Source organism: Methylotenera versatilis 7, assembly GCF_000799165.1.
Lineage (GTDB): Bacteria > Pseudomonadota > Gammaproteobacteria > Burkholderiales > Methylophilaceae > Methylotenera_A > Methylotenera_A versatilis_A.
The window spans coordinates 708,958-730,740 of the sequence record NZ_JUGF01000002.1 but is presented as its reverse complement, the minus strand read 5'-3'; the positions used below and the strand labels follow the sequence as shown (position 1 = coordinate 730,740).

21 protein-coding genes are annotated in these 21,783 nt (G+C 41.9%); 17 read left to right on the top strand and 4 right to left on the bottom strand.

Annotated elements, in window-relative coordinates:
* Positions 1–38 precede the first annotated feature (38 nt).
* From gyrB to dnaA, 3 genes are all read right to left on the bottom strand, one after another.
* Positions 39–2,456, bottom strand: coding sequence for a DNA topoisomerase (ATP-hydrolyzing) subunit B (gyrB, locus tag K370_RS07480; protein WP_047540407.1), 2,418 nt, complete (start codon positions 2,454–2,456; stop codon positions 39–41).
* A 74-nt stretch (positions 2,457–2,530) separates the two neighbouring features.
* Positions 2,531–3,631, bottom strand: coding sequence for a DNA polymerase III subunit beta (dnaN, locus tag K370_RS07475; RefSeq protein WP_047540405.1), 1,101 nt, complete (start codon positions 3,629–3,631; stop codon positions 2,531–2,533).
* Between the two features lie 278 nt (positions 3,632–3,909).
* Complete coding sequence (gene dnaA, locus K370_RS07470) at positions 3,910–5,340, bottom strand: chromosomal replication initiator protein DnaA (RefSeq protein ID WP_047540402.1); 1,431 nt, start codon at positions 5,338–5,340, stop codon at positions 3,910–3,912.
* Positions 5,341–5,620: 280 nt separating this feature from the next.
* On the opposite strand from dnaA, the gene rpmH reads away from it, so the two are divergent.
* The 5 genes from rpmH to mnmE all read left to right on the top strand — a co-directional run bounded on the left by rpmH (position 5,621) and on the right by mnmE (position 9,550).
* Positions 5,621–5,755, top strand: a complete 135-nt coding sequence (gene rpmH / locus K370_RS07465; RefSeq protein ID WP_015833284.1) for a 50S ribosomal protein L34 — start codon at positions 5,621–5,623, stop codon at positions 5,753–5,755.
* Positions 5,756–5,807: 52 nt separating this feature from the next.
* On the top strand, positions 5,808–6,197 hold the full coding sequence (gene rnpA, locus K370_RS07460) for a ribonuclease P protein component (protein WP_047540395.1): 390 nt from the start codon (positions 5,808–5,810) through the stop codon (positions 6,195–6,197).
* Positions 6,198–6,232: 35 nt separating this feature from the next.
* Positions 6,233–6,442 (top strand): membrane protein insertion efficiency factor YidD, encoded by a 210-nt coding sequence (gene yidD / locus K370_RS07455; RefSeq protein ID WP_052185200.1) that lies wholly within the window; start codon positions 6,233–6,235, stop codon positions 6,440–6,442.
* Positions 6,443–6,528: 86 nt separating this feature from the next.
* A complete protein-coding gene (gene yidC, locus K370_RS07450) occupies positions 6,529–8,166 on the top strand; it encodes a membrane protein insertase YidC (RefSeq protein ID WP_047540391.1) in 1,638 nt (545 codons plus the stop codon).
* A 40-nt stretch (positions 8,167–8,206) separates the two neighbouring features.
* Positions 8,207–9,550: a tRNA uridine-5-carboxymethylaminomethyl(34) synthesis GTPase MnmE gene (gene mnmE, locus K370_RS07445; RefSeq protein ID WP_047540388.1), complete on the top strand. Its 1,344-nt coding sequence runs from the start codon at positions 8,207–8,209 to the stop codon at positions 9,548–9,550.
* A gap of 59 nt (positions 9,551–9,609) precedes the next feature.
* On the opposite strand, the gene K370_RS07440 is transcribed toward mnmE, so the two are convergent.
* Entirely contained in the window at positions 9,610–9,942 is a 333-nt protein-coding gene (locus K370_RS07440; protein ID WP_081977182.1) for a DUF2853 family protein, read from the bottom strand.
* 552 nt (positions 9,943–10,494) lie between these two features.
* Between K370_RS07440 and mnmG the strand changes: the two genes are divergently transcribed.
* From mnmG to atpD, 12 genes are all read left to right on the top strand, one after another.
* A complete protein-coding gene (gene mnmG / locus K370_RS07435) occupies positions 10,495–12,417 on the top strand; it encodes a tRNA uridine-5-carboxymethylaminomethyl(34) synthesis enzyme MnmG (RefSeq protein ID WP_047540385.1) in 1,923 nt (640 codons plus the stop codon).
* On the top strand, positions 12,414–13,049 hold the full coding sequence (gene rsmG / locus K370_RS07430) for a 16S rRNA (guanine(527)-N(7))-methyltransferase RsmG (RefSeq protein WP_047540382.1): 636 nt from the start codon (positions 12,414–12,416) through the stop codon (positions 13,047–13,049). Before mnmG ends, rsmG begins: the two co-directional genes overlap by 4 nt.
* A gap of 52 nt (positions 13,050–13,101) precedes the next feature.
* A complete protein-coding gene (locus K370_RS07425) occupies positions 13,102–13,905 on the top strand; it encodes a ParA family protein (protein ID WP_047540379.1) in 804 nt (267 codons plus the stop codon).
* The gene (locus K370_RS07420) at positions 13,898–14,749 is read left to right on the top strand and encodes a ParB/RepB/Spo0J family partition protein (protein ID WP_047540376.1); all 852 of its coding nucleotides are present in this window, start codon (positions 13,898–13,900) and stop codon (positions 14,747–14,749) included. The genes K370_RS07425 and K370_RS07420 overlap by 8 nt, the downstream gene beginning before the upstream one ends.
* Positions 14,750–14,881: 132 nt before the next feature.
* Positions 14,882–15,292 (top strand): ATP synthase subunit I, encoded by a 411-nt coding sequence (locus K370_RS07415; RefSeq protein WP_047540373.1) that lies wholly within the window; start codon positions 14,882–14,884, stop codon positions 15,290–15,292.
* A 70-nt stretch (positions 15,293–15,362) separates the two neighbouring features.
* Positions 15,363–16,178, top strand: a complete 816-nt coding sequence (atpB, locus tag K370_RS07410) for a F0F1 ATP synthase subunit A (protein ID WP_047540371.1) — start codon at positions 15,363–15,365, stop codon at positions 16,176–16,178.
* A 92-nt stretch (positions 16,179–16,270) separates the two neighbouring features.
* Positions 16,271–16,543, top strand: a complete 273-nt coding sequence (gene atpE, locus K370_RS07405) for a F0F1 ATP synthase subunit C (RefSeq protein ID WP_047540369.1) — start codon at positions 16,271–16,273, stop codon at positions 16,541–16,543.
* Positions 16,544–16,604: 61 nt separating this feature from the next.
* Complete coding sequence (locus K370_RS07400; protein ID WP_020167217.1) at positions 16,605–17,075, top strand: F0F1 ATP synthase subunit B; 471 nt, start codon at positions 16,605–16,607, stop codon at positions 17,073–17,075.
* Positions 17,076–17,078: 3 nt separating this feature from the next.
* Positions 17,079–17,615: a F0F1 ATP synthase subunit delta gene (locus tag K370_RS07395; protein WP_047540365.1), complete on the top strand. Its 537-nt coding sequence runs from the start codon at positions 17,079–17,081 to the stop codon at positions 17,613–17,615.
* 44 nt (positions 17,616–17,659) lie between these two features.
* The gene (gene atpA, locus K370_RS07390; RefSeq protein ID WP_047540361.1) at positions 17,660–19,201 is read left to right on the top strand and encodes a F0F1 ATP synthase subunit alpha; all 1,542 of its coding nucleotides are present in this window, start codon (positions 17,660–17,662) and stop codon (positions 19,199–19,201) included.
* A 20-nt stretch (positions 19,202–19,221) separates the two neighbouring features.
* Positions 19,222–20,160, top strand: a complete 939-nt coding sequence (gene atpG, locus K370_RS07385) for a F0F1 ATP synthase subunit gamma (RefSeq protein WP_047540357.1) — start codon at positions 19,222–19,224, stop codon at positions 20,158–20,160.
* A gap of 123 nt (positions 20,161–20,283) precedes the next feature.
* A complete protein-coding gene (gene atpD, locus K370_RS07380) occupies positions 20,284–21,735 on the top strand; it encodes a F0F1 ATP synthase subunit beta (protein WP_047540354.1) in 1,452 nt (483 codons plus the stop codon).
* Positions 21,736–21,783 lie beyond the last annotated feature (48 nt).

Genomic DNA, 21,783 nt, shown 5'->3' with positions numbered 1-21,783 from the left:
TTGGAAAATTCCAGAAATCAGCTGGAACCTATTCACAATTAAACATCTAAGTTACCCGCTCGCAACGCATTACTTTCAATAAATGCACGTCTTGGTTCAACATTGTCGCCCATTAATGTAGTGAAAATCTCATCGGCTGCAATAGCATCATCAATTTGTACTTTTAACAGACGACGCACGGTTGGATCCATCGTGGTTTCCCATAGCTGTTCTGGATTCATCTCACCCAAACCTTTATAGCGTTGGATGTTAAGTGTGTTTCTTGCTTCACCCAGCAACCAGTCCAAGGCTTGCTTAAATGTGCTTACCGCTTGCTCTTTGTCGTTACGCTTAATAGTAGCATCTGTGCCAATCAGGCCTTGCAGCAAAATAGATGTTTTATTAATTTGTCTGTAATCGCCACTACTTAAAAATTCGGCATCAATTACGCAACATTGCAAATTACCATGTACGTATTTGTTCACTTCCAAGCGATATGCATTGGATTCTGCATCAAATGCAACAATTACTTCGCTGCCAATCGCACCTAAAATCGGCCGCAATTGCTCAGCCACTTTATTGGCATTGGCTTCATCGCTTAAATTAATATCACCCACATCTTGAATCGCGCGCAATACGCTTTCGTCATACAGTGCAGCGATGCGGCGGATTACTGCTTCAGTTAACACCATTTGCTTTGCAATTTCTGCCAACGGTTCGCCAGTTAATACACCGGCAGCGGTTTTGGTATCCAGCTCTGCGCCTTTTAAAGCAGAATTTAACAGGTAAATATCTAACTCCTGCTGATCCTTTAGGTAACGTTCATCTTTACCCTGTTTCACTTTGTACAATGGCGGCTGCGCGATATAAATATGACCGCGTTCTACCAATTCTGTCATTTGGCGATAGAAAAACGTCAGCAACAATGTCCGGATATGCGCACCATCAACGTCCGCATCGGTCATGATGATAATGCGATGGTAACGCAGTTTTTCAACATTAAAATCCGCCTTGCCAATACTGGTTCCAAGTGCGGTAATTAATGTAGCGATTTCCTGTGAGCCTAGTAATTTATCAAAACGCGCTTTCTCAACGTTTAGGATTTTACCTTTAAGCGGCAAAATAGCCTGGTTTTTACGGTCACGTCCCTGTTTGGCCGAACCGCCCGCAGAGTCACCCTCGACAAGGTACAATTCGCATTTTGCCGGATCACGTTCCTGACAGTCAGCCAACTTGCCTGGTAGACCCATTGTGTCCATCACGCCTTTTCGACGCGTGATTTCACGCGCTTTACGTGCCGCTTCACGTGCACGTGCTGCTTCTACGATTTTACCGCAGATGATTTTTGCATCCGCTGGATTTTCAGCCAAAAACTCAGCTAATTTAGCTGAAACGACTTCAGATACAACAGGCTGTACTTCACTAGAAACGAGTTTATCTTTGGTTTGTGATGAGAATTTAGGGTCGGGCACTTTAACCGATAACACACAAGTAATACCTTCACGCATATCATCGCCAGTAGTTTCTACTTTTGCTTTTTTAGCTATTTCGGATTGTTCAATATACTGATTCAACGTGCGCGTCATCGCGTTTCGTAAGCCCGTTAAATGCGTGCCGCCATCGCGTTGCGGTATATTATTAGTAAAGCATTGTACGGTTTCTGAGTAGCTATCGTTCCACTGCATCGCTACCTCAATAATCATGCCGTCTTTTTCGCCGCTGGCGTAAAACGTTTTAGGATGCATGACTGTTTTGCTGCGATTAATATATTCAACAAAAGATTTTATACCGCCGGCGTGAGCGAAATTTTCACTTTTACCCGTGCGTTGATCAATTAACTCAATTTTCACACCATCATTCAAAAACGATAGCTCGCGAATGCGCTTAGCTAAAATTTCAAAGTGATATTCCACCAATACAAACGTTTCGATAGAGGCTAAAAAGTGTACTTCGGTACCTTTTTTATCGGTTTTACCAGTTAAGGCGAGCGGCGCCATCGGCACGCCACGCTGAAATTCCATTTGATGTACTTGACCATTGCGATAAATCTTTAAGCGCAACCAGTCTGAAAGCGCATTAACCACCGAAACACCCACACCATGCAAACCACCTGATACTTTGTAAGAGTTTTGGTCAAACTTACCGCCCGCATGCAGTTCCGTCATGACGATTTCTGCTGCGGATCGTTTCGGATCATGCTTATCATCATCTTTGATATCGGTTGGAATACCGCGTCCGTTATCTGAGATGCTAATTGAATTATCTGGGTGGATAATTACTTTAATATCGTCACAATGACCTGCTAAAGCTTCGTCAATCGCATTATCCAGCACCTCAAACACCATATGATGCAAACCAGAGCCATCTGACGTATCGCCAATGTACATACCCGGGCGTTTACGTACCGCATCTAGGCCTTCCAAAATCTTAATGCTGTCTGAATTGTATTCTGGTTGTGCTTTTGGGGTATTAACCATACTATTTTCTTCACTCTTTATTAACGGGTTTACTACTTACTTTTAATGCTTGATTCACGTGAAACTTTTATCAGTTAAATGCGCATTGGCATCACAACATATTTATAGTTTTGATCATTTGGTACGGTAATCAGGCAGCTGCTATTTGCATCTGCAAATGAAAAATTAATATTCTCATCGCTGACATTATTCAATACATCAATCAAATAAGTCACATTAAAACCAATATCCAAACCATCTTGTGCATATTCAATTTCCAGCTCTTCTTCTGCCTCTTCTTGCTCGGTATTAGTACTAATTAATTTTAGATTATTATTACTTAATACCATACGAATGCCGCGGTATTTTTCATTCGATAAAATAGAGGCACGTTGCATGGCCGTTAATACAGCTAAGCGATTCACACTAAATGTATTTTGATGGCCAGTAGGAATCACACGGTGATAATCCGGAAATTTACCATCAATCACTTTGGAGATTAAGCGTATATCACTAAAAGAAAAATTAACCTGGCCTGCATTTACTTCAACCACTACTTCTTCTTCTGAATCATTTAGTAATTTAATCAGTTCTATCACGGTTTTACGCGGGACTATTACATCAGTCTTATCATAGCTTTGGTTAAGTTTGATAGAGCTGAAACTCAAACGATGACCATCTGTACCCACTACATTTAAATTATCTTCAATCACTTCCAATAACAACCCATTCAAATAATAGCGAATGTCTTGTTGCGCCATGGCAAATTCAACTTGCTTAAACAACTTCTTTAATGCGATTTGACTAATAGTAATATTAACACCTTGTCCTGAGGTTTTTGTCATCACTGGATAATCAGCTGCAGGAAGTGTTTGTAAATTAAACCGGCTTTTTCCTGCCTTTACTGTCATGCGACTATCATTGGTAACCATGTCGATATCGGCAGACTCTGGTAATGAGCGGCAAATATCCAAGAATTTCTTCGCTGAAATGGTGGTTGATAATTCACCACTGAAGTTATTTTCAACATTTAAGGAGATTTGCATTTCTAAATCGGTTGCAGTTAATTGCAATTGGTTATTTTTAGCTTCCAGCAGTAAATTTGAAAGTATCGGTAGTGTATGACGTCTTTCTACAATACTGGTGACATTCATTAATGGTTTTAGCAAAGTTTCACGATTTATTTTAATTTGCATGGTTTAAATTCCTAAGGTAATACCCGTTTTTTTAAATAGTTTAGTTTTATATAAATGATATATAAAAAAATAATAGTAATAATAATGTAGCGTTTTTCTGTGTATATCTTTTAAAGATGTTTTAAATCAAATAGTTAAATACTTTTTTATACTGTTTATAACTTTACTTACTACTGTGTATTAATTGTGTATTAAAAAGCCAGTTTAGCAAAATCAGGTTTTATTCTTATTTTACCCACAAGCTAAAAGCACACTTATCCACAATGCTACATCACATTTTAATCACGGATCACCTGTGTTAAAAAACCTAAATCCCGTGCGATGGTTTGATCATTCAAGCGCAATTGTTCGATTTCATCGCAGGCATGCATTACCGTTGTGTGATGACGACTACCGAAAGCTTCCCCAATTTCAGGAAAACTATGATTGGTTAACTCGCGTGCCAAACTCATGGCAATTTGTCTGGGTCTGGCAAAATTACGCGAACGTTTTTTGCTGTACATTTCCCCTACTTTTATCTTGTAATAATCAGCAACGGTTTTTTGGATATTCTCAATAGTAATTTGCCGGCCACGCACCGCAATTAAATCACGTAGCGCATCTTTGGCTAGATGTATGTCAATAGCATGACCCGTAAAGTTCGCCATCGCTACAATCCTATTTAAAGCGCCTTCCAGCTCACGTACGCTAGACCGTATTTGTTTCGCTACAAAAAAAGCCACATCTTCCGAAATATGTACTTTAGATTCTTCCGCTTTTTTAAGCAAAATCGCGACACGCATCTCTAATTCTGGCGGTTCCACCGCAACCGTTAAACCCCAACTAAAACGTGTACGCAGCCGTTCATCTACATCGGCAATTTCTTTTGGATACGTATCACAAGTAATAACTATCTGTTTTTTCTCTTCAATTAACGTATTAAACGCATAGAAAAACTCTTCTTGTGTGCGGTTTTTCTTGGCAAAAAACTGAATATCATCAATTAACAATAAATCCAGTGAGTGATATTGCCGCTTGAATTCATCAAAGGCTTTATTTTCATACGCCTTGACTACATCAGATACATAGCGCTCCGCATGTAGGTAACGAATATTGGCATCCGGTTTTTGTTGTTTTAATTGGTTACCAATAGCTTGTAGTAAATGGGTTTTACCTAAACCCACGCCACCGTAAATAAACAGCGGGTTATATGATTGACCTGGATTATCTGCCACCTGGATTGCTGCAGCGCGCGCAAGCTGGTTGGCACGACCCGTGACATAGTTATCAAAATTAAAACTGCTGTTTAATCCGGACGCACGCTCTGCAGTACGCGGGTTAGCAGTCTTAATTGTTACGCTTGTTGATTCACTAGCTTTCTGTAAGCCAGCTCTTTGCAAAACCGAGGGACGAGTTATTTCGCTTAAGTTTTGAGTGGGATTTTTTCTAGGGTTATTCTTCTCTGTATTTTCAGGCTTTGATTGACTAATGCAAAGCTCAACAGTGAAGTTATCGGGTAATAATTCTGCGGCAATCGATTCAATTTTATTTAAAAAACGATCTTTTACCCATTGCTGCACAAATTTATTCGGCGCAAGCACGCGAATAGCATTGCTTCCAGGCGCGGTTTCAATTAACTCGGTTTGCAGGGGTTTAATCCAGGTGTTAAATTGCTGTGTAGATAATTCTTGTTCAAAACGACTAAGGCAAGTAGGCCAAAAATTATGCATCTGTTCTTTGTCCTCCCAAACGTTAGTATTGTTAATATTATTTTAAATTAAGGGGTAGCTAATCAATACCCATCATTAATTAACCGCTATTTTTATCTCGATATTTAATGAAGAAACACTAGGGTAAAAATCATACATTAAGCTTTCTATTTTAGCTGGTTTAGCCTTACTTATCCACAGGCAATTAGCTTGATTATTAAACTAAATATAGGTTGACATATCTATACGGAATCGTGTTTAATAGAGGGCTTTGTTGCATATTGCTTTTGCGGAGAATTAAATGAAACGTACTTACCAACCTTCTAAAACACGTCGTGCACGTACGCATGGTTTTTTAGTGCGCATGAAAACTAAAGGTGGTCGTGCTGTTATTGCAGCGCGTCGTGCTAAAGGTCGTTCGCGCCTAGGTCTTTAATTATTAACGTTAATTACCTGTTATTGAAGGTGATTAACGGTTGATGATAAAAATGGTCATGTTTAGTTTGCCTAAACAAGCCAAGCTAATTAAAACGGATGATTTTTCATCCGTTTTTAATTTGCGTAAACGAATTGCTTCACCTTATTTGGTAATGCGCTTTAAGCCGAACCTGTTAAATAGGCCGCGTTTGGGTTTGATTGTGGCAAAAAAAACGGCAAAATTGGCCGTTAAACGAAATTATATGCGGCGTGTCTTACGTGAGCTGTTTAGATTAAATCAGCATAACTTGCCGTCAATTGATTTGGTGATTCAAGCACAAAAAACGTTTGAAAAGACAGATTTTAATCAGGTGAAGCAAGAGTTTGAGCAATTAATGTTGAAGTTGATTGCAAAAAATACAGAAAATAGCAGTAAAAACACAGTAAAAACAGATGTATAGCAATAAATACCGCTGTAATTATAGAATGTATAACCATGACACGATTTTTGATCGCATGTATTCGCTTGTATCAAGTCGCATTAAGCCCGTTTTTTGGGCAACAATGCCGATTCCATCCAACTTGTTCACATTATGCGATTGCCTGTATACAAAAACATGGCGCATTAAGTGGTAGCATTTTAACCATCAAGCGTTTAGCACGTTGCCATCCCTGGCATGCTGGTGGCAGTGACCCAGTACCTTAATATTTAACAATACTCGTTTATGATGATGATTAACATTTCTAATCTTTGTAACAGACGAATTAATTAACTGATCGATTATAAAACCTATGGATACACGCCGTTTAATTTTATTTGTCATTTTTTCTTTCTCAATCATGATGTTGTGGGATGCGTGGCAGCAAAAAAATGCGCCTGTCATTGATCCGCAAGTAACTGTTCAAACAGCGCCTAACGCCAATGGCGTGGCAGCAGGCAGCGCAACCGGTGTAACGCAAACCAATGTAAATGATGGTAGCTTTAAATTGGCTACAGGCCAACGCGTTAAGGTTAAAACGGATTTATTTGAAGCTGAAATCGATACTATAGGCGGTGATCTGCGGCGCTTAGTGCTGAATCAGCACGCTGCATCTGACACTAAAAATGGCCATTTTGTATTAATGGATGACGCATTTAAACCAATGTTTTATGTCGCGCAATCGGGTTTGATGGGCGCGGATTTACCGAATCATAAATCACAGTTTACAAGTACCGCCAGCGACTACAGTTTAGCTGATGGCCAAGATACGCAGGAGGTGCGCCTTTCTTGGGCGGAAAATGGTGTTAGCGTTGATAAAATCTATACTTTCCACCGCAACAGCTATGTCATTGATGTACGTTTTCAAATTAACAACGCTAGCGCAACCGCGATTACGCCTTCTGCGTATTACCAAATTGTGCATGATAGTGAATCGAATCAAGGCTCTATGATGATGCCGACTTTCACCGGTGGTGCGTATTTTACGGAAGCCGATAAATTCAAAAAGATTAAGTTTAACGAAATGGCAAAGGCCGATTTATCTAAAACTACTAAAGATGGCTGGGTCGGTTTGGTACAACACTACTTTGCCAGTGCGTGGATTCCAAAAACAGGCGTTGAGCGCGAGTTTTATACAAAAAAACTATCCGATAATATTTATGCGGTGGGTGTTGTAACCCCGAATGCAAGTATTGCAGCCGGTACTACAACTGAAATAGGCGCTCAATTATTTGCAGGGCCGCAAGTTGAGGAAGTATTAACTAAAGCTGCGCCAGGCTTGGAATACACGGTGGATTATGGTTGGTTAACCATTATTGCTAAACCATTATTCTGGGTATTATCGAAAATTCATGGCTTGGTGAATAATTGGGGTGTAGCGATTATTTTGCTCACGATTCTGATTAAAGCGGTATTTTTTCCACTTTCAGCAGCTAGCTATAAATCGATGGCGCAAATGCGCGAATTGGCGCCACGCTTACAAAGTATGAAAGAAAAGTTTGGCGACGATAAACAAAAAATGCAGCAAGCCATGCTTGAAATGTATCGTACCGAAAAAATCAACCCAATGGGCGGCTGTTTGCCAATCCTTGTGCAGATCCCTGTTTTTATTGCACTTTATTGGGTATTACTCGCATCTGTTGAGTTGCGCCATGCGCCATTCTTTGGCTGGATTCAAGATTTATCCGCGACTGATCCGTGGTTTATTTTGCCGATTTTGATGGGCGCTACCATGATTATTCAAACCTATTTAAACCCTGCACCGACTGACCCGCTGCAAGCAAAAATAATGAAAATCATGCCGGTGGTATTTAGTGTGTTCTTCTTCTTCTTCCCTGCCGGTTTGGTGTTGTATTGGTTGGTGAACAATATATTGTCTATCGCGCAACAATGGTATGTGAACAAAACCATTCACGCGGCCGCACTTGCCAAAAAAGGCATCAAAAAATAGGCGTTATTCAAATCGCCAGCTTTAATTGTCGGTGAAACGTATGTTAATTCCCAATGACACTATTGCCGCTATTGCCACAGCCAGTGGCGCTGGCGGCATTGGGGTTGTGCGTGTTTCCGGTCCGTTAAGCCAATCCATTGCCACACGCATTCTGGGCGCATGCCCTGCCCCGCGCCATGCGGCGTATTTACCGTTTTACGACGAATATCAACAGTTAATCGATCGTGGCATCGCGATTTATTATCAAAACCCACACTCCTATACTGGTGAAGATGTCTTGGAGTTGCAAGCGCACGGTGGCACTGCGTTGATGCAGTTGCTGTTAGCGCGCTGTATTCAATTGGGTGCGCGTCAAGCAGAACCAGGCGAATTTACCAAACGTGCATACCTGAATGACAAAATTGATTTAGCGCAAGCTGAGGCAGTTGCCGATGTGATTAACGCTACAACGGTTGAAGCAGCGCGTAGCGCGGTACGCTCGTTATCAGGCGAATTTTCAAACAGTATTAATTCGGTATTAACCAAGCTGATTAATTTGCGCATGTATGTAGAAGCTTGTTTAGATTTTCCCGAAGAAGAAATCGATTTTATTACCCAAGGAAAAGTGGCTGAAAAACTAGCTACAATTATTTTGGAATTAAAATCCGTGTTTGCAAAAGCTAAACAAGGCAGCTTGTTGCGTGAAGGTATGCACATTGTCTTGGTTGGTCAGCCAAATGTAGGAAAATCGAGTTTAATGAACCAATTGAGCGGCGAAGAGGTGGCGATTGTTACACCGATTGCTGGAACAACGCGTGATGCTATTAAAAGTTCTATACAAATCAATGGTTTACCATTGCACATTATTGATACAGCTGGATTGCGTGACACAGAAGATGAGGTAGAAAAAATTGGTATCGCTCGAACATATCAAGCGCTACAAAACGCGCAGGTCGCATTATTATTGGTGGATGCAGCTCATGGTATTGGGGATACAGAAAAAATCGTTTTAGACCGGTTACCGCAAGGAATCGGTAAAATTTGGGTGCATAATAAAATTGATGCGACCATGGAATCCGCAAAAATTACGGAAATTTCAGGTGAGATACATATTTACCTGTCTGCCAAAACCGGTGATGGTGTTTCTATACTAAAACAGCGTTTGCTGAGCATTGCGGGCTATCAACAAAATGCTGAAGGAGTTTTCATGGCGCGTGCGCGACATTTGAACGCATTGGCACAAGTGGATAATCACTTAAGTGCTGCAGCGGTACAAATTAATGCGGCAGAGTTGGTAGCGGAAGAGTTAAAGTTAGCGCAAGAAGCGTTGAGTGGTATTACTGGTGAATTTACACCAGATGATTTACTGGGTGAGATATTCAGCAAATTTTGCATAGGAAAATAAGTTTTGAACAAATAAAAAAGGCGCTTAAGGCGCCTTTTTTGATGCAAAAAAAGTATTAACTACTTAACAAAATTGCCTAATAAATTGTATTTTTCAGCTAACAAATAGTAGAAAACCAAGCGAGATTTAAATCGATCTTCTTTTACTTTTGCGCAGACTTCATCAATTGCAGCATCAAGCACAGCATCCGAGTGAGTAAGACCTAATTTCTTCTTTAAGAAATTCTCACGCACAGTCTGCTTTTCAGCAGCATCACCACAAGAAACATTGCGAGAATCTTGCTTAGATAAAACCAAAGCATATGTTCTTGCCATGCCCTGTAAAGCCGCTTCGTTGATTTTGGAGGTGTATTTTGCAAGTGTGTCTTTGTGTTCTTGAATATCTGCCATCATTTTCTCCTAAACTATTTGTAAAGATTTTATCTTAAGGATTAAGTTGCAAGGTTAACTGCACCTTTTAGTGATGTTGAGCAGTTAAGTATATTTAATCCATAATTAACCAGCCCATCACAAACGGTTATCGCGCCCTGCTTAAGTTCAGCGCATTAACATATTCGCCACCACCACTATAGGCGCGTAGTTGGCTGTGGTCAAGGGTTCCGTCTGTAAACGATTGTGAAGTGTTTCACGTGAAACACTAAATATTCTTAATCGGGCTACATTGAGTTTAGCCGTTTAATTTACTAAAACTACGCTGCATACTGTGTGCGACAATGCGTTGGTTGACTGTTAATCTTTAGTTGCGAGCTAATGTTTACATAAAAGTACTATTAAAAAATGGATCTAATTAAATTGTTTCACGTGAAACATGCTTAAAATGAGACGTTAACTGTTTTTATCTTGCTGTTTTTAAATGACTTGGCAAGCACTTTGCAGTAAAATCTAGACTTTACACAACTCATGCAGATTGAGTTGTTAACTTATTGAAGCGTAAGTAATATTTAAATGATTTTTCCGGATATTTTTGATGTAATTGTTGTAGGTGGTGGACATGCGGGCACCGAGGCTGCACTAGCCGCTGCACGCATGGGGCAAAAAACGCTTTTATTAAGCCACAACATTGAAACGTTAGGCCAAATGTCTTGCAACCCCAGTATTGGCGGCATTGGCAAAGGCCACTTGGTTAAAGAGATTGATGCGCTAGGTGGCGTGATGGCGCAGGCGACGGATATCGGCGGTATTCAGTTTCGTATTTTAAATTCATCCAAAGGCCCGGCGGTTCGCGCCACGCGCGCTCAGGCAGACCGTATTTTGTATAAAGCGGTCGTGCGCCACAAATTGGAAAATCAGCCTAATTTATGGTTATTTCAACAAGCGGTTGATGACATTATATTAGATGGTGATCGCGCCGCGGGCGTTGTGACGCAAATCGGTTTGCGGTTTAAATCTAAAAGCGTGGTGTTAACCGCAGGCACATTTTTGGGTGGTCTAATTCATGTGGGGCTGCAAAATTACAGTGCTGGCCGCGCAGGCGATCCGCCAGCGATTAGTTTGGCCGCGCGCTTACGCGAAATCGGTTTGCCGGCTGGCAGGTTGAAAACTGGTACGCCGCCGCGCATCGATGGCCGTACGATTGATTATTCCGTGATGCTTGAGCAACCGGGTGATGATCCTGCACCGGTATTCTCATTTATGGGCAATGTGGCGCAGCATCCGCAACAAGTGCCCTGCTGGATTACGCATACCAATGAGCGAACGCACGAAATTATTCGCAGTGGGTTGGATCGTTCACCGATGTACACAGGTGTGATTGAGGGTGTTGGCCCACGTTATTGTCCGAGTGTGGAAGACAAAATTCACCGTTTTGCCGATAAAGAATCCCATCAGATATTTTTAGAGCCTGAAGGTTTAACCACCAACGAAATTTATCCAAACGGTATTTCGACCAGTTTGCCGTTTGATATCCAGCTTGCGTTAGTGCGCTCTATTAAAGGGTTGGAAGGCGCGCATATTTTGCGCCCAGGCTATGCGATTGAATACGATTATTACGACCCGAGAAGCTTGAAGTCCAGTTTAGAAACAAAATCCGTACAAGGCTTATTTTTTGCGGGGCAGATTAATGGTACGACCGGATATGAGGAAGCGGCGGCACAAGGGTTGTTAGCCGGTGCAAACGCGGCTTTATATGTGCAAGGAAAAGAAAGCTGGTGCCCTGCTCGTGACGAAGCGTATTTGGGTGTGCTGGTAGATGACTTGATTACTACCGGCGTAACAGAGCCGTATCGGATGTTCACTTCGCGTGCGGAATATCGTCTGCAACTGAGGGAGGATAACGCTGATATGCGCTTAACTGCCAAGGGTCGTGAATTAGGTTTAGTGGATGATGCGCGTTGGGCGGCATTTGAGAAAAAACTGGAAGCAGTATCGCGTGAACAGGAGCGTTTGAGAAAAACGTTTGTACAAGTGGCAACAGATGATGTTTCACGTGAAACACAAGCTGCGATTTTGGGTAAGCCTTTAGAGCATGAATATAGTTTATTTGAATTGCTGCGCCGTCCGGAAGTAAGTTACGAAGGTATGTTAAGTTTGGGCAATATTCAATTGGGCGAATTAGACCCGGCAGTACGCGAGCAAGTGGAAATTGCTGCTAAATATCAAGGCTACATAACACGTCAGCAAGAAGAAATTGCCAAGCAAAAAGGCAGTGAAAATATTAAATTAATAGATTTAGATTATGCGGATGTGCATGGCCTAAGTATTGAAGCGCGGCAAAAATTAATACAACATAAACCGGAAACGATCGGTCAGGCTGGGCGTATTTCAGGCATCACGCCAGCAACAATATCTTTGCTATTGGTCTACTTAAAGCGCAAATATAAAAAACAGGCTAGCCAAACTAATATTGGCGCTGATAATCAAGCAGCATGAATCAGGCTGAATTATTGGCGCAAGGTATTGCAAGCATGGGCTTGCCTGTGCCTGTTGCGATGCAGGAAAAGCTACTGGCATATTTAAGTTTGTTGCACAAATGGAATAAGGTATACAACCTGACGGCGGTACGCGATCCGCTGGAAATGGTGATTTTGCATTTGCTGGATAGTTTAAGTGTGTTGCCGCATGTAAATAGTAAAAATTTATTAGATGTGGGCAGTGGCGGTGGCTTACCAGGAATTGTACTGGCGATATGCAAGCCGGAGCTGCAAGTGACGACGATTGATACGGTGCAAAAGAAAGCGATTTTTATGCGCCAGGTGAAAGGTGAGTTGAGCTTGGCTAATTTAACTGTAGTCCATGCGCGGGTGGAAAATTTTCAGCCAAGCGAGCCATTTGAATTGGTCATATCAAGAGCCTTTTCTGAAATCGCTTTGTTTATGCAGTTAACCAAGCATTTGATTAAAGAAAATGGACACTGGCTTGCCATGAAAGGCGTGATGCCATCAGGTGAATTGGAAGGCTTGCCTGTGCAACCGAGCAATATTATTCCGTTGAAAGTTGCGGGTTTGGATGCGGAGCGGCATTTGGTGGTGTTTGAAAATATACCCAACAATGTCGGGTTTTAAGAAATGCGATATTTAATAATAGTCAAAACATAGAATAGTTAAAGAACAATTGATGAAAATATTAGCGATTACTAATCAAAAAGGTGGTGTGGGTAAAACTACTACTTGTGTAAATTTAGCCGCCAGTTTGGCCGCTAATAAGCAAAAGGTGCTACTGGTGGATTTAGACCCGCAAGGCAATGCCAGCACAGGTAGTGGTATTGATAAAGCACATCTTGAATACAGTATTTATCATGTGTTGATTGGCGAAAAAACATTAAAAGAAGTTGTTGTTAAAAGCGAAAAAGGCGGCTTTGATATTGCGCCATCTAATCGTGAGTTGGCTGGTGCAGAAGTGGAGCTGGTAAATGAGTTGGCGCGTGAAATGCGTTTGAAGCAAGCCATTTCGGCGATTTCTGATTATGATTATGTGTTGCTCGATTGCCCCCCTGCCCTCAATTTGGTCACCGTCAATGCGCTCACTGCAGCCGATACCGTGATGATTCCGATGCAGTGTGAATATTATGCGTTGGAAGGTTTGTCGGATTTGGTGAACACGATTAAAAAAGTACGCGCACATTTAAATCCGAAATTAGAAATTGAAGGCTTGCTGCGCACCATGTTCGATAATCGTAATATGCTGGCAAGCCAAGTGTCGGCACAATTGGTTAGCCATTTTGGCGATAAAGTCTATAAAACGGTGATCCCGCGCAATATTCGTTTGGCCGAAGCCCCAAGTTATGGTTTGCCTGTGTTGATGTATGACAAATCTTCTAAAGGTGCTGTGGCCTATTTAGATTTAGCCAAGGAAATTATTCATAAAAATCAAAGCGTTAAGAATCCTGCAACGCAATTAAAGGGTGTGGTAAATGGTTAAACCAAAAGGTCTGGGGCGTGGATTGGATGCGCTATTGTCAAATGATAGCGAAGAGCTTGCACGTGGTGATGCGTTGATGATGTTGGGCGTTAACCAATTGCAGCCTGGTAAATATCAACCACGCTCTTATATGGATGACGCGGCATTACAAACTTTGGCCGATTCTATTCGCAATCAAGGCATTATGCAGCCGATTTTGGTGCGAAATGTGGGTGCGGATCAATACGAAATTATCGCAGGTGAGCGGCGTTGGCGCGCTTCGCAATTGGCTGGTTTGTCTGAAGTGCCGGTCCTGGTGCGTGAAATCGCGGATGAGTCCGCGCTGGCGATGGCGTTAATAGAGAATATTCAACGTGAAAATTTAAACCCATTAGAAGAAGCGCAAGGCATTAAGCGCTTGATCGATGAATTTGCCATGACGCACGAAAAAGCCGCTACTGCTGTTGGACGTTCACGTGCAGCGGTATCCAATTTGCTGCGATTACTATCCTTAAGTGCGCCTGTGCAAGCGATGTTAATGCACAACAAACTGGATATGGGGCATGCCCGAGCATTAATCGGTTTGGATGCGGCGCAACAAATTATGCTGGCAAATAAAATCGTGCAGCAAAATTTATCGGTGCGTGATGTTGAAAACTTGGTGAAAAAATTAGCTGAAGTTGACAAGGTTAAGCCACAGAAAACCACGGTCAATCATGACGTTTTAACCCTGCAAAACACATTGAGTGAAAAAATTGGCACCAGTGTGAATATTTCTGCAAAAGAAAACGGCTCGGGCATGCTTAAAATTAGCTACAACAATTTAGATCAGCTGGATGACATTATTAGTAAAATGATGCGCTAAGTGTTTCATTTTGCGTGAAACTTAATTGCAATACTTGCACTTACTGCTTGACTAAAAATGCGTAATAATTCAAAATCGCGGACTTTGCTGATAAGCCCATTTCAATCAAACTGAAATGACAAGAAAACGGAAATGACAGAAGAGCAAAATTCAAAGTCAGGCTTAACTACAAGCAGTAATAAAGTGTTTGGCAAAATGTTACAGTGGCAATTAAGTGCAACAGCCGTAGTGATGGTAATTGCGTTGATTGTTTCAGGTTTGCATGCAGGTATTTCAGCGTTGGCTGGCGGGCTGTCAGTGACAGTCGGTGCTTTTTTTGCTTCTAAAATTGCACAACGTAATAGTAATGAAGCCGCAACGATATTGGTTAATCTGCTGAAAGCAGAGGCCGTTAAAATTATTATTATTGTTGTGCTGCTATTTATTACGTTTAAGCTTTACAAGCAATTAGTGCCATTTGCGCTTATTGCGGGTTTGGCTGCTGCAGCACTATTTTCTGGTGCTGCAATGAGCAAGCTAGATAAAACAGAATTAGAAATATAGAAATTTTAATTTTTATACTTTAAATAAGTAACTTTAATAGGCGCCTCTTAACGAGGCCATTCGGATTGATATGGCTACAGAACACGCAGAACACGTACTCACCCCGTCAGAATATATTTCGCATCATTTAAGTTTTAATGCGCAATCAGTCGGCAATGGCAGTTTTTGGACATTGCATATTGATACTTTGATTACGTCAGTCATATTAGGTTTGTTGGTCATGGGTTTGGTCTGGTGGGTAGCCCGTGGCGCAACTGCTGGTGTGCCAACCAAACGTCAAGCTTTTGTTGAGTTGGTTTTTGGTTTTGTGGATGACCAAGTTAAAAATATTTTTCATGGTAACCGTCATAGCTTCATTGCTCCAACAGCGCTGACGGTTTTTTTATGGGTATTCGCAATGAATGCCATGGATTTCCTGCCAATTGATATCGTTGCAAAATTTACCCATGCTATTGGCTTTGACGCATGGCGCGCAGTACCGACTTCAGACATTAACACCACGTTTGCCTTAGCTTTATCAATCTGGATTTTGATGATTTTCTTCTCGATTAAAGTCAAGGGCTTTGGCGGTTGGATTCATGAGTTGTTTTACACGCCATTCGGCCATAAATTCTGGGTGCTACCACTGAATTTCTTGTTTAATTTAATCGAATATGTTTCGAAACCACTTTCACACTCCTTGCGTCTCTTCGGCAATATGTATGCGGGTGAAGTGATTTTCTTGCTACTGGGTATGTGGGCGGCTACGGGCTTGTCTGGTACGATTTTCGGTGCAGTTTTAGGTGCAGGCTGGTCAATTTTCCATATTTTAATTGTGGCATTGCAGGCTTTCATCTTTATGATGTTAACGGTTGTTTATTTAGCGATGGCGCACGAAAGTCATTAAATAATTAGTTTTAATTTGTTTTAGTAAGTCGTTTCGATAAGTAGTTTTAGAGTTGTTATAAAGTGCAGTTTAATTTTTGAGAGGGTAATAAAATGGAAGCATTAGCATTGATTCAAGCCTACACAGGCGTTGGTATTGGTTTAATTATTGGTTTAGGCGCTGCGGGTGCTTGTATCGGTATTGGTATTATGTGTGCAAGTTTCCTGGAAGGCGCAGCGCGTCAACCAGAAATGATTCCACAATTACAAGGTAAAGTATTCTTGCTATTAGGTCTTATCGATGCTTCTTTCATTATTGGTGTTGGTCTGGCTATGATGTTCGCGTTCGCTAACCCATTATTAAGCGTTGTTACAGCAGCAAATTAATTTTTTGAGTCAACTATTGACTCAAACTTTTATACACTGACTTAATTTAATTGGATTAAAAATGAACATTAACTTTACACTGATCGCACAAGCTATCGCATTTGCTGTGTTGATTTGGTTCACAGTGAAATTCGTTTGGCCGCCGCTATTAAAAGCGATTGAAACGCGCCAAAAAGAAATTGCTGACGGTTTGGCTGCAGCGCAAGAAGGCAGAAGCGCCTTGGAAGTAGCAGCTAAAAAATCAGAAGCAACACTTGCAGAAGCCAAACAAAAAGCCAGCGAGATTATTGGTCAGGCTGAAAAACGCGCGACACAAATCGTTGAAGAAGCTAAAGGCAATGCTAAAGCGGAAGGCGACCGTATTATTACGGGTGCAAAAGCTGAGATTGATCAAGAAGTAAACCGTGCTAAAGAAGGTTTACGTGCACAGGTTTCAGCATTGGCAATCGCTGGCGCTGAAAAAATCTTGCGTAAAGAGATTGATGGCAAAGCACATAGCGAAATGCTATCTAAACTAGCGGCGGAGCTATAAGTCATGGCTGAAATATCAACCATCGCACGGCCTTACGCAGTAGCGGCTTACAAGCTTGGTAAAGAGCAGAAATCGCTGGCTAAATGGTCTGAGATGTTAAGTTTTGCCACTGCTGTTTCTAACGATGCGCAAATGCAGGCTTACATCCAAGACCCAAAAGTAGTCGCGAGCGATTTACAAAAGACTTTTTTAAAAGTGTGTGGCGACAAACTCAATGAGCAGGGACAAAACCTGATTAAAGTGTTGGTTGAATACAATCGCATGTCTATATTGCCCGCTATCAGCAGTGCGTTTGAAGAGCTTAAAGCGCTTGATGAAGGCACGCTGGATGCGCAAATTATTGCAGCGGCTAAACCAAGCGCGGCAGAAGTTAAAGATTTAGTAAAACGCCTTGAAGCTAAGTTTGGTAAAAAGATTGAAGCCAATGTTTCTGTAGATGCAGAGCTTATTGGTGGCATTAAAATTATTGTTGGCGATACCGTGATAGACGCGTCCGTCAAAGGTCAGTTACAAAATTTAGCTTATACGCTTTCAGCTTAGGCGCGTGGTTAATTAAATAGCCAAAGAAAACTTTAGGAGTCAAAATGCAGTTATCTACATCAGAAATCAGTGAACTGATTAAAAGCAGATTAGAAAATTTTTCTACCTCAGCTGAAGCGCGTACTCAAGGTACAGTAATTTCAGTAACTGACGGTATCGTACGTATTCACGGTCTTTCAAACGTGATGGCCGGCGAGATGATCGAATTTCCAGGCAACACATTCGGTTTGGCGCTTAACCTCGAGCGTGATTCGGTTGGTGCAGTGGTTTTAGGTGATTACGAGCACATTACTGAAGGCGACACTGTTAAATGTACAGGTCGCATTTTAGAAGTGCCAGTAGGTCCAGAATTGATTGGCCGCGTAGTAAACGCGTTAGGTCAGCCGATTGATGGTAAAGGCCCAGTCAATGCAAAAATGACTGACAAGATTGAAAAAGTGGCACCAGGCGTGATTGCACGTAAATCAGTTTCACAACCAGTACAAACTGGTTTGAAATCAGTTGACTCTATGGTGCCAGTTGGCCGTGGTCAACGTGAATTGATTATTGGTGATCGCCAAACAGGTAAAACAGCGGTAGCGGTTGATGCGATCATCAACCAAAAAGGTCAGAACATGACTTGTATCTATGTTGCGATTGGCCAAAAGGCGTCTACAGTTGCTAACGTGGTACGTAAGCTGGAAGAAAACGGCGCGCTTGCTTACACCATCGTGGTTGCAGCAACAGCTTCTGATTCGGCTGCACTACAATTCTTAGCGCCATACGCTGGTTGTACAATGGGTGAGTACTTCCGTGACCGTGGTGAAGATGCATTGATCGTTTATGATGATTTGACTAAACAAGCGATTGCTTACCGTCAAATCTCATTGCTATTACGTCGTCCACCAGGCCGTGAAGCTTACCCAGGTGACGTGTTCTACATCCACTCACGTTTGTTAGAGCGTGCTGCGCGCGTAAACGAAGAGTATGTAGAAAAATTCACTAATGGTGCCGTAAAAGGTAAAACCGGTTCATTGACAGCATTGCCAGTGATTGAAACAGCGGCTGGCGACGTTTCAGCATTCGTTCCAACTAACGTGATTTCGATTACCGATGGTCAGATCTTCCTAGAGACAGATTTGTTCAACGCGGGTATTCGTCCAGCAATTAACGCGGGTATTTCAGTATCTCGCGTAGGTGGTGCTGCACAAACCAAAGTCATTAAAAAATTGGGCGGTGGCGTACGTTTAGCCTTAGCGCAATATCGTGAATTGGCCGCATTTGCGCAATTCGCTTCTGATTTGGATGAAGCAACACGTAAACAGCTAGATCGCGGTCGTATGTTTACTGAGTTGATGAAACAAGCGCAGTACGCACCATTAAGCGTTTCAAAAATGGCAATTACTTTGTTGGCAGCTAACAAAGGCTATTTCGATGATGTTCCAACCAATAAAGTATTGGCTTTTGAAAGCGCATTGCATGGCTTCATGGGTTCTAAATACGCTAAATTGATGGATGGCATCGAGTCTAGCAAAGACTTGGCTGGCGATAACGAAAAAGCGGTTGAAGCGGCAATTCAAGACTTCAAAGCAACGAACGCTTATTAATCTACTATTAGGTAAATAAAATGGCTGGTAGTAAAGAGATTAGAACCAAGATCAAGAGTGTAGAAAATACACGCAAGATCACCAAGGCGATGGAAATGGTGGCTGCTTCTAAAATGCGTAAAGCGCAAGATAGAATGCGTGCCTCACGCCCATATGCTGAGAAAATTCGTAACGTTGCAGCGCATTTGTCATTTGCAAACCCTGAGTACAAACACCCCTATTTGATTAAGCGTGATGTTGTGAAAAACATTGGTTTGATTGTGGTTAGTTCAGACAAAGGCTTATGTGGTGGTTTAAATACCAATATGTTGCGTTTGTCTGTTAACCAAATGAAAACTTGGGAAACTGAAGGCAAGGCAATCTCTGTTAGTGCGATTGGTAACAAAGGCTTTAGCTTTATGAACCGTGTAGGCGCGAATGTTAAATCGCACATCACAGGTTTGGGTGATGTTCCGCATTTAGAAGCTTTGATTGGTACGATCAAAGTGATGTTGGATGCTTATACTGCAGGTGAAATTGACCAGTTGTTTATCAGCTACACTAAGTTCATCAACACCATGAAGCAAGAACCAGTGATACAACAATTGTTACCATTGAGTGATGAGCATTTAGGTGCGCATCCTCATCATGACAAAGTTGAGCCTTTATCAACAAGCGGCGTCATCAAAGGCGCAGTTAAAGTAGGCATTGCAAAAGGTCATTGGGATTACATCTACGAGCCTGAAGCACAGCCAGTGATTGATGAGTTGATGGTGCGTTATATCGAGTCATTAGTGTACAACGCTGTGGCAGAGAACATGGCTTCAGAGCAGTCATCACGTATGGTGGCAATGAAATCAGCATCTGATAACGCAAAACAGGTGATTGGCGATTTGAAACTGGTTTACAACAAAGCCCGCCAGGCAGCAATTACCAAAGAGATCTCTGAAATTGTTGGTGGCGCTGCAGCGGTAGCTTAGCAATTGGGCGATACTAACCCCGTAGGGTGTTATGTAGAGACCAAATTGAAAAGCGCGTTAGCTTAATAGTTGAACGAATATAGAATTTAATTAAATCTGACTAAAAGAAGTTAGGAATAGAAAATGGCAAAAGCAAATCAAGTTAAAGAAGCCCAAGTAAAAATTGGTAAAGTTGTTCAATGTATTGGTGCTGTTGTGGACGTTGAGTTTCCACGTGACCAAATGCCGAACGTATTTGAAGCATTGATTATTGATGATGCAACAAGTCAAGCTGAGGCAGGCCTAACTTTGGAAGTTCAGCAACAATTGGGTGACGGCATTGTGCGTACCATTGCGATGGGCTCATCTGATGGTCTTGCACGTGGTACAGCATTTAAATCAACAGGCTCACAGATTACTGTGCCGGTTGGTGTAGGTACGCTAGGCCGTATTATGGACGTGTTGGGTCGCCCAATTGATGAGGCTGGCCCGATTGATTCTGATGAGCGTCGTCCAATTCACCAAAAAGCCCCTACTTTCGAAGAGCTATCACCTTCAGTTGACCTGTTAGAGACAGGTATTAAAGTGATTGACTTGGTTTGTCCGTTTGCTAAAGGCGGTAAAGTTGGTTTGTTCGGCGGTGCGGGTGTAGGTAAAACCGTTAACATGCTTGAGTTGATTAACAACATTGCAAAACAACACTCAGGTTTATCAGTGTTTGCAGGTGTAGGTGAGCGTACTCGTGAAGGTAATGACTTCTACCACGAGATGGCAGAAGCTGGTGTTATCAAGCTGGACAACATGAAAGAATCAAAAGTATCAATGGTGTTTGGTCAAATGAACGAACCACCAGGTAACCGTTTACGCGTGGCTTTGTCAGGTTTGACAATGGCTGAGAAATTCCGTGACGAAGGCCGTGACGTATTGTTCTTTGTGGATAACATCTATCGCTACACATTGGCCGGTACGGAAGTATCTGCATTGTTAGGCCGTATGCCTTCAGCTGTAGGTTACCAACCTACTCTAGCTGATGAAATGGGTCGTTTACAAGAGCGTATTACATCAACTAAAACAGGTTCTATTACTTCTATCCAAGCAGTTTATGTACCTGCGGATGACTTGACCGATCCATCACCAGCAACAACGTTCCAACATTTGGACTCAACAGTTGTGTTGTCACGTGACATTGCCTCTTTAGGTATCTACCCTGCGGTTGATCCATTGGATTCAAGCTCACGTCAATTAGACCCATTGGTTGTTGGTGAAGAGCATTACAGCGTAGCGCGTTCAGTACAACAAACCTTGCAACGCTATAAAGAATTACGCGACATTATTGCGATTTTGGGTATGGACGAATTATCAGCAGAAGATAAATTAGCTGTTGGCCGTGCACGTAAAATCCAACGTTTCTTGTCACAACCATTCCACGTAGCTGAAGTGTTTACTGGCGCGCCAGGTAAATATGTACCACTAAAAGAAACGATCAAAGGCTTTAAAGCCATTGTTGCTGGTGAGTATGATCATCTGCCAGAGCAAGCTTTCTACATGGTCGGTGGCATTGAAGAAGCGGTAGAGAAAGCCAAAACTTTAAACTAGTAGTTAGTAACTATAAGTTAGTTTATTGACAATAGTTTAAGGATAAAT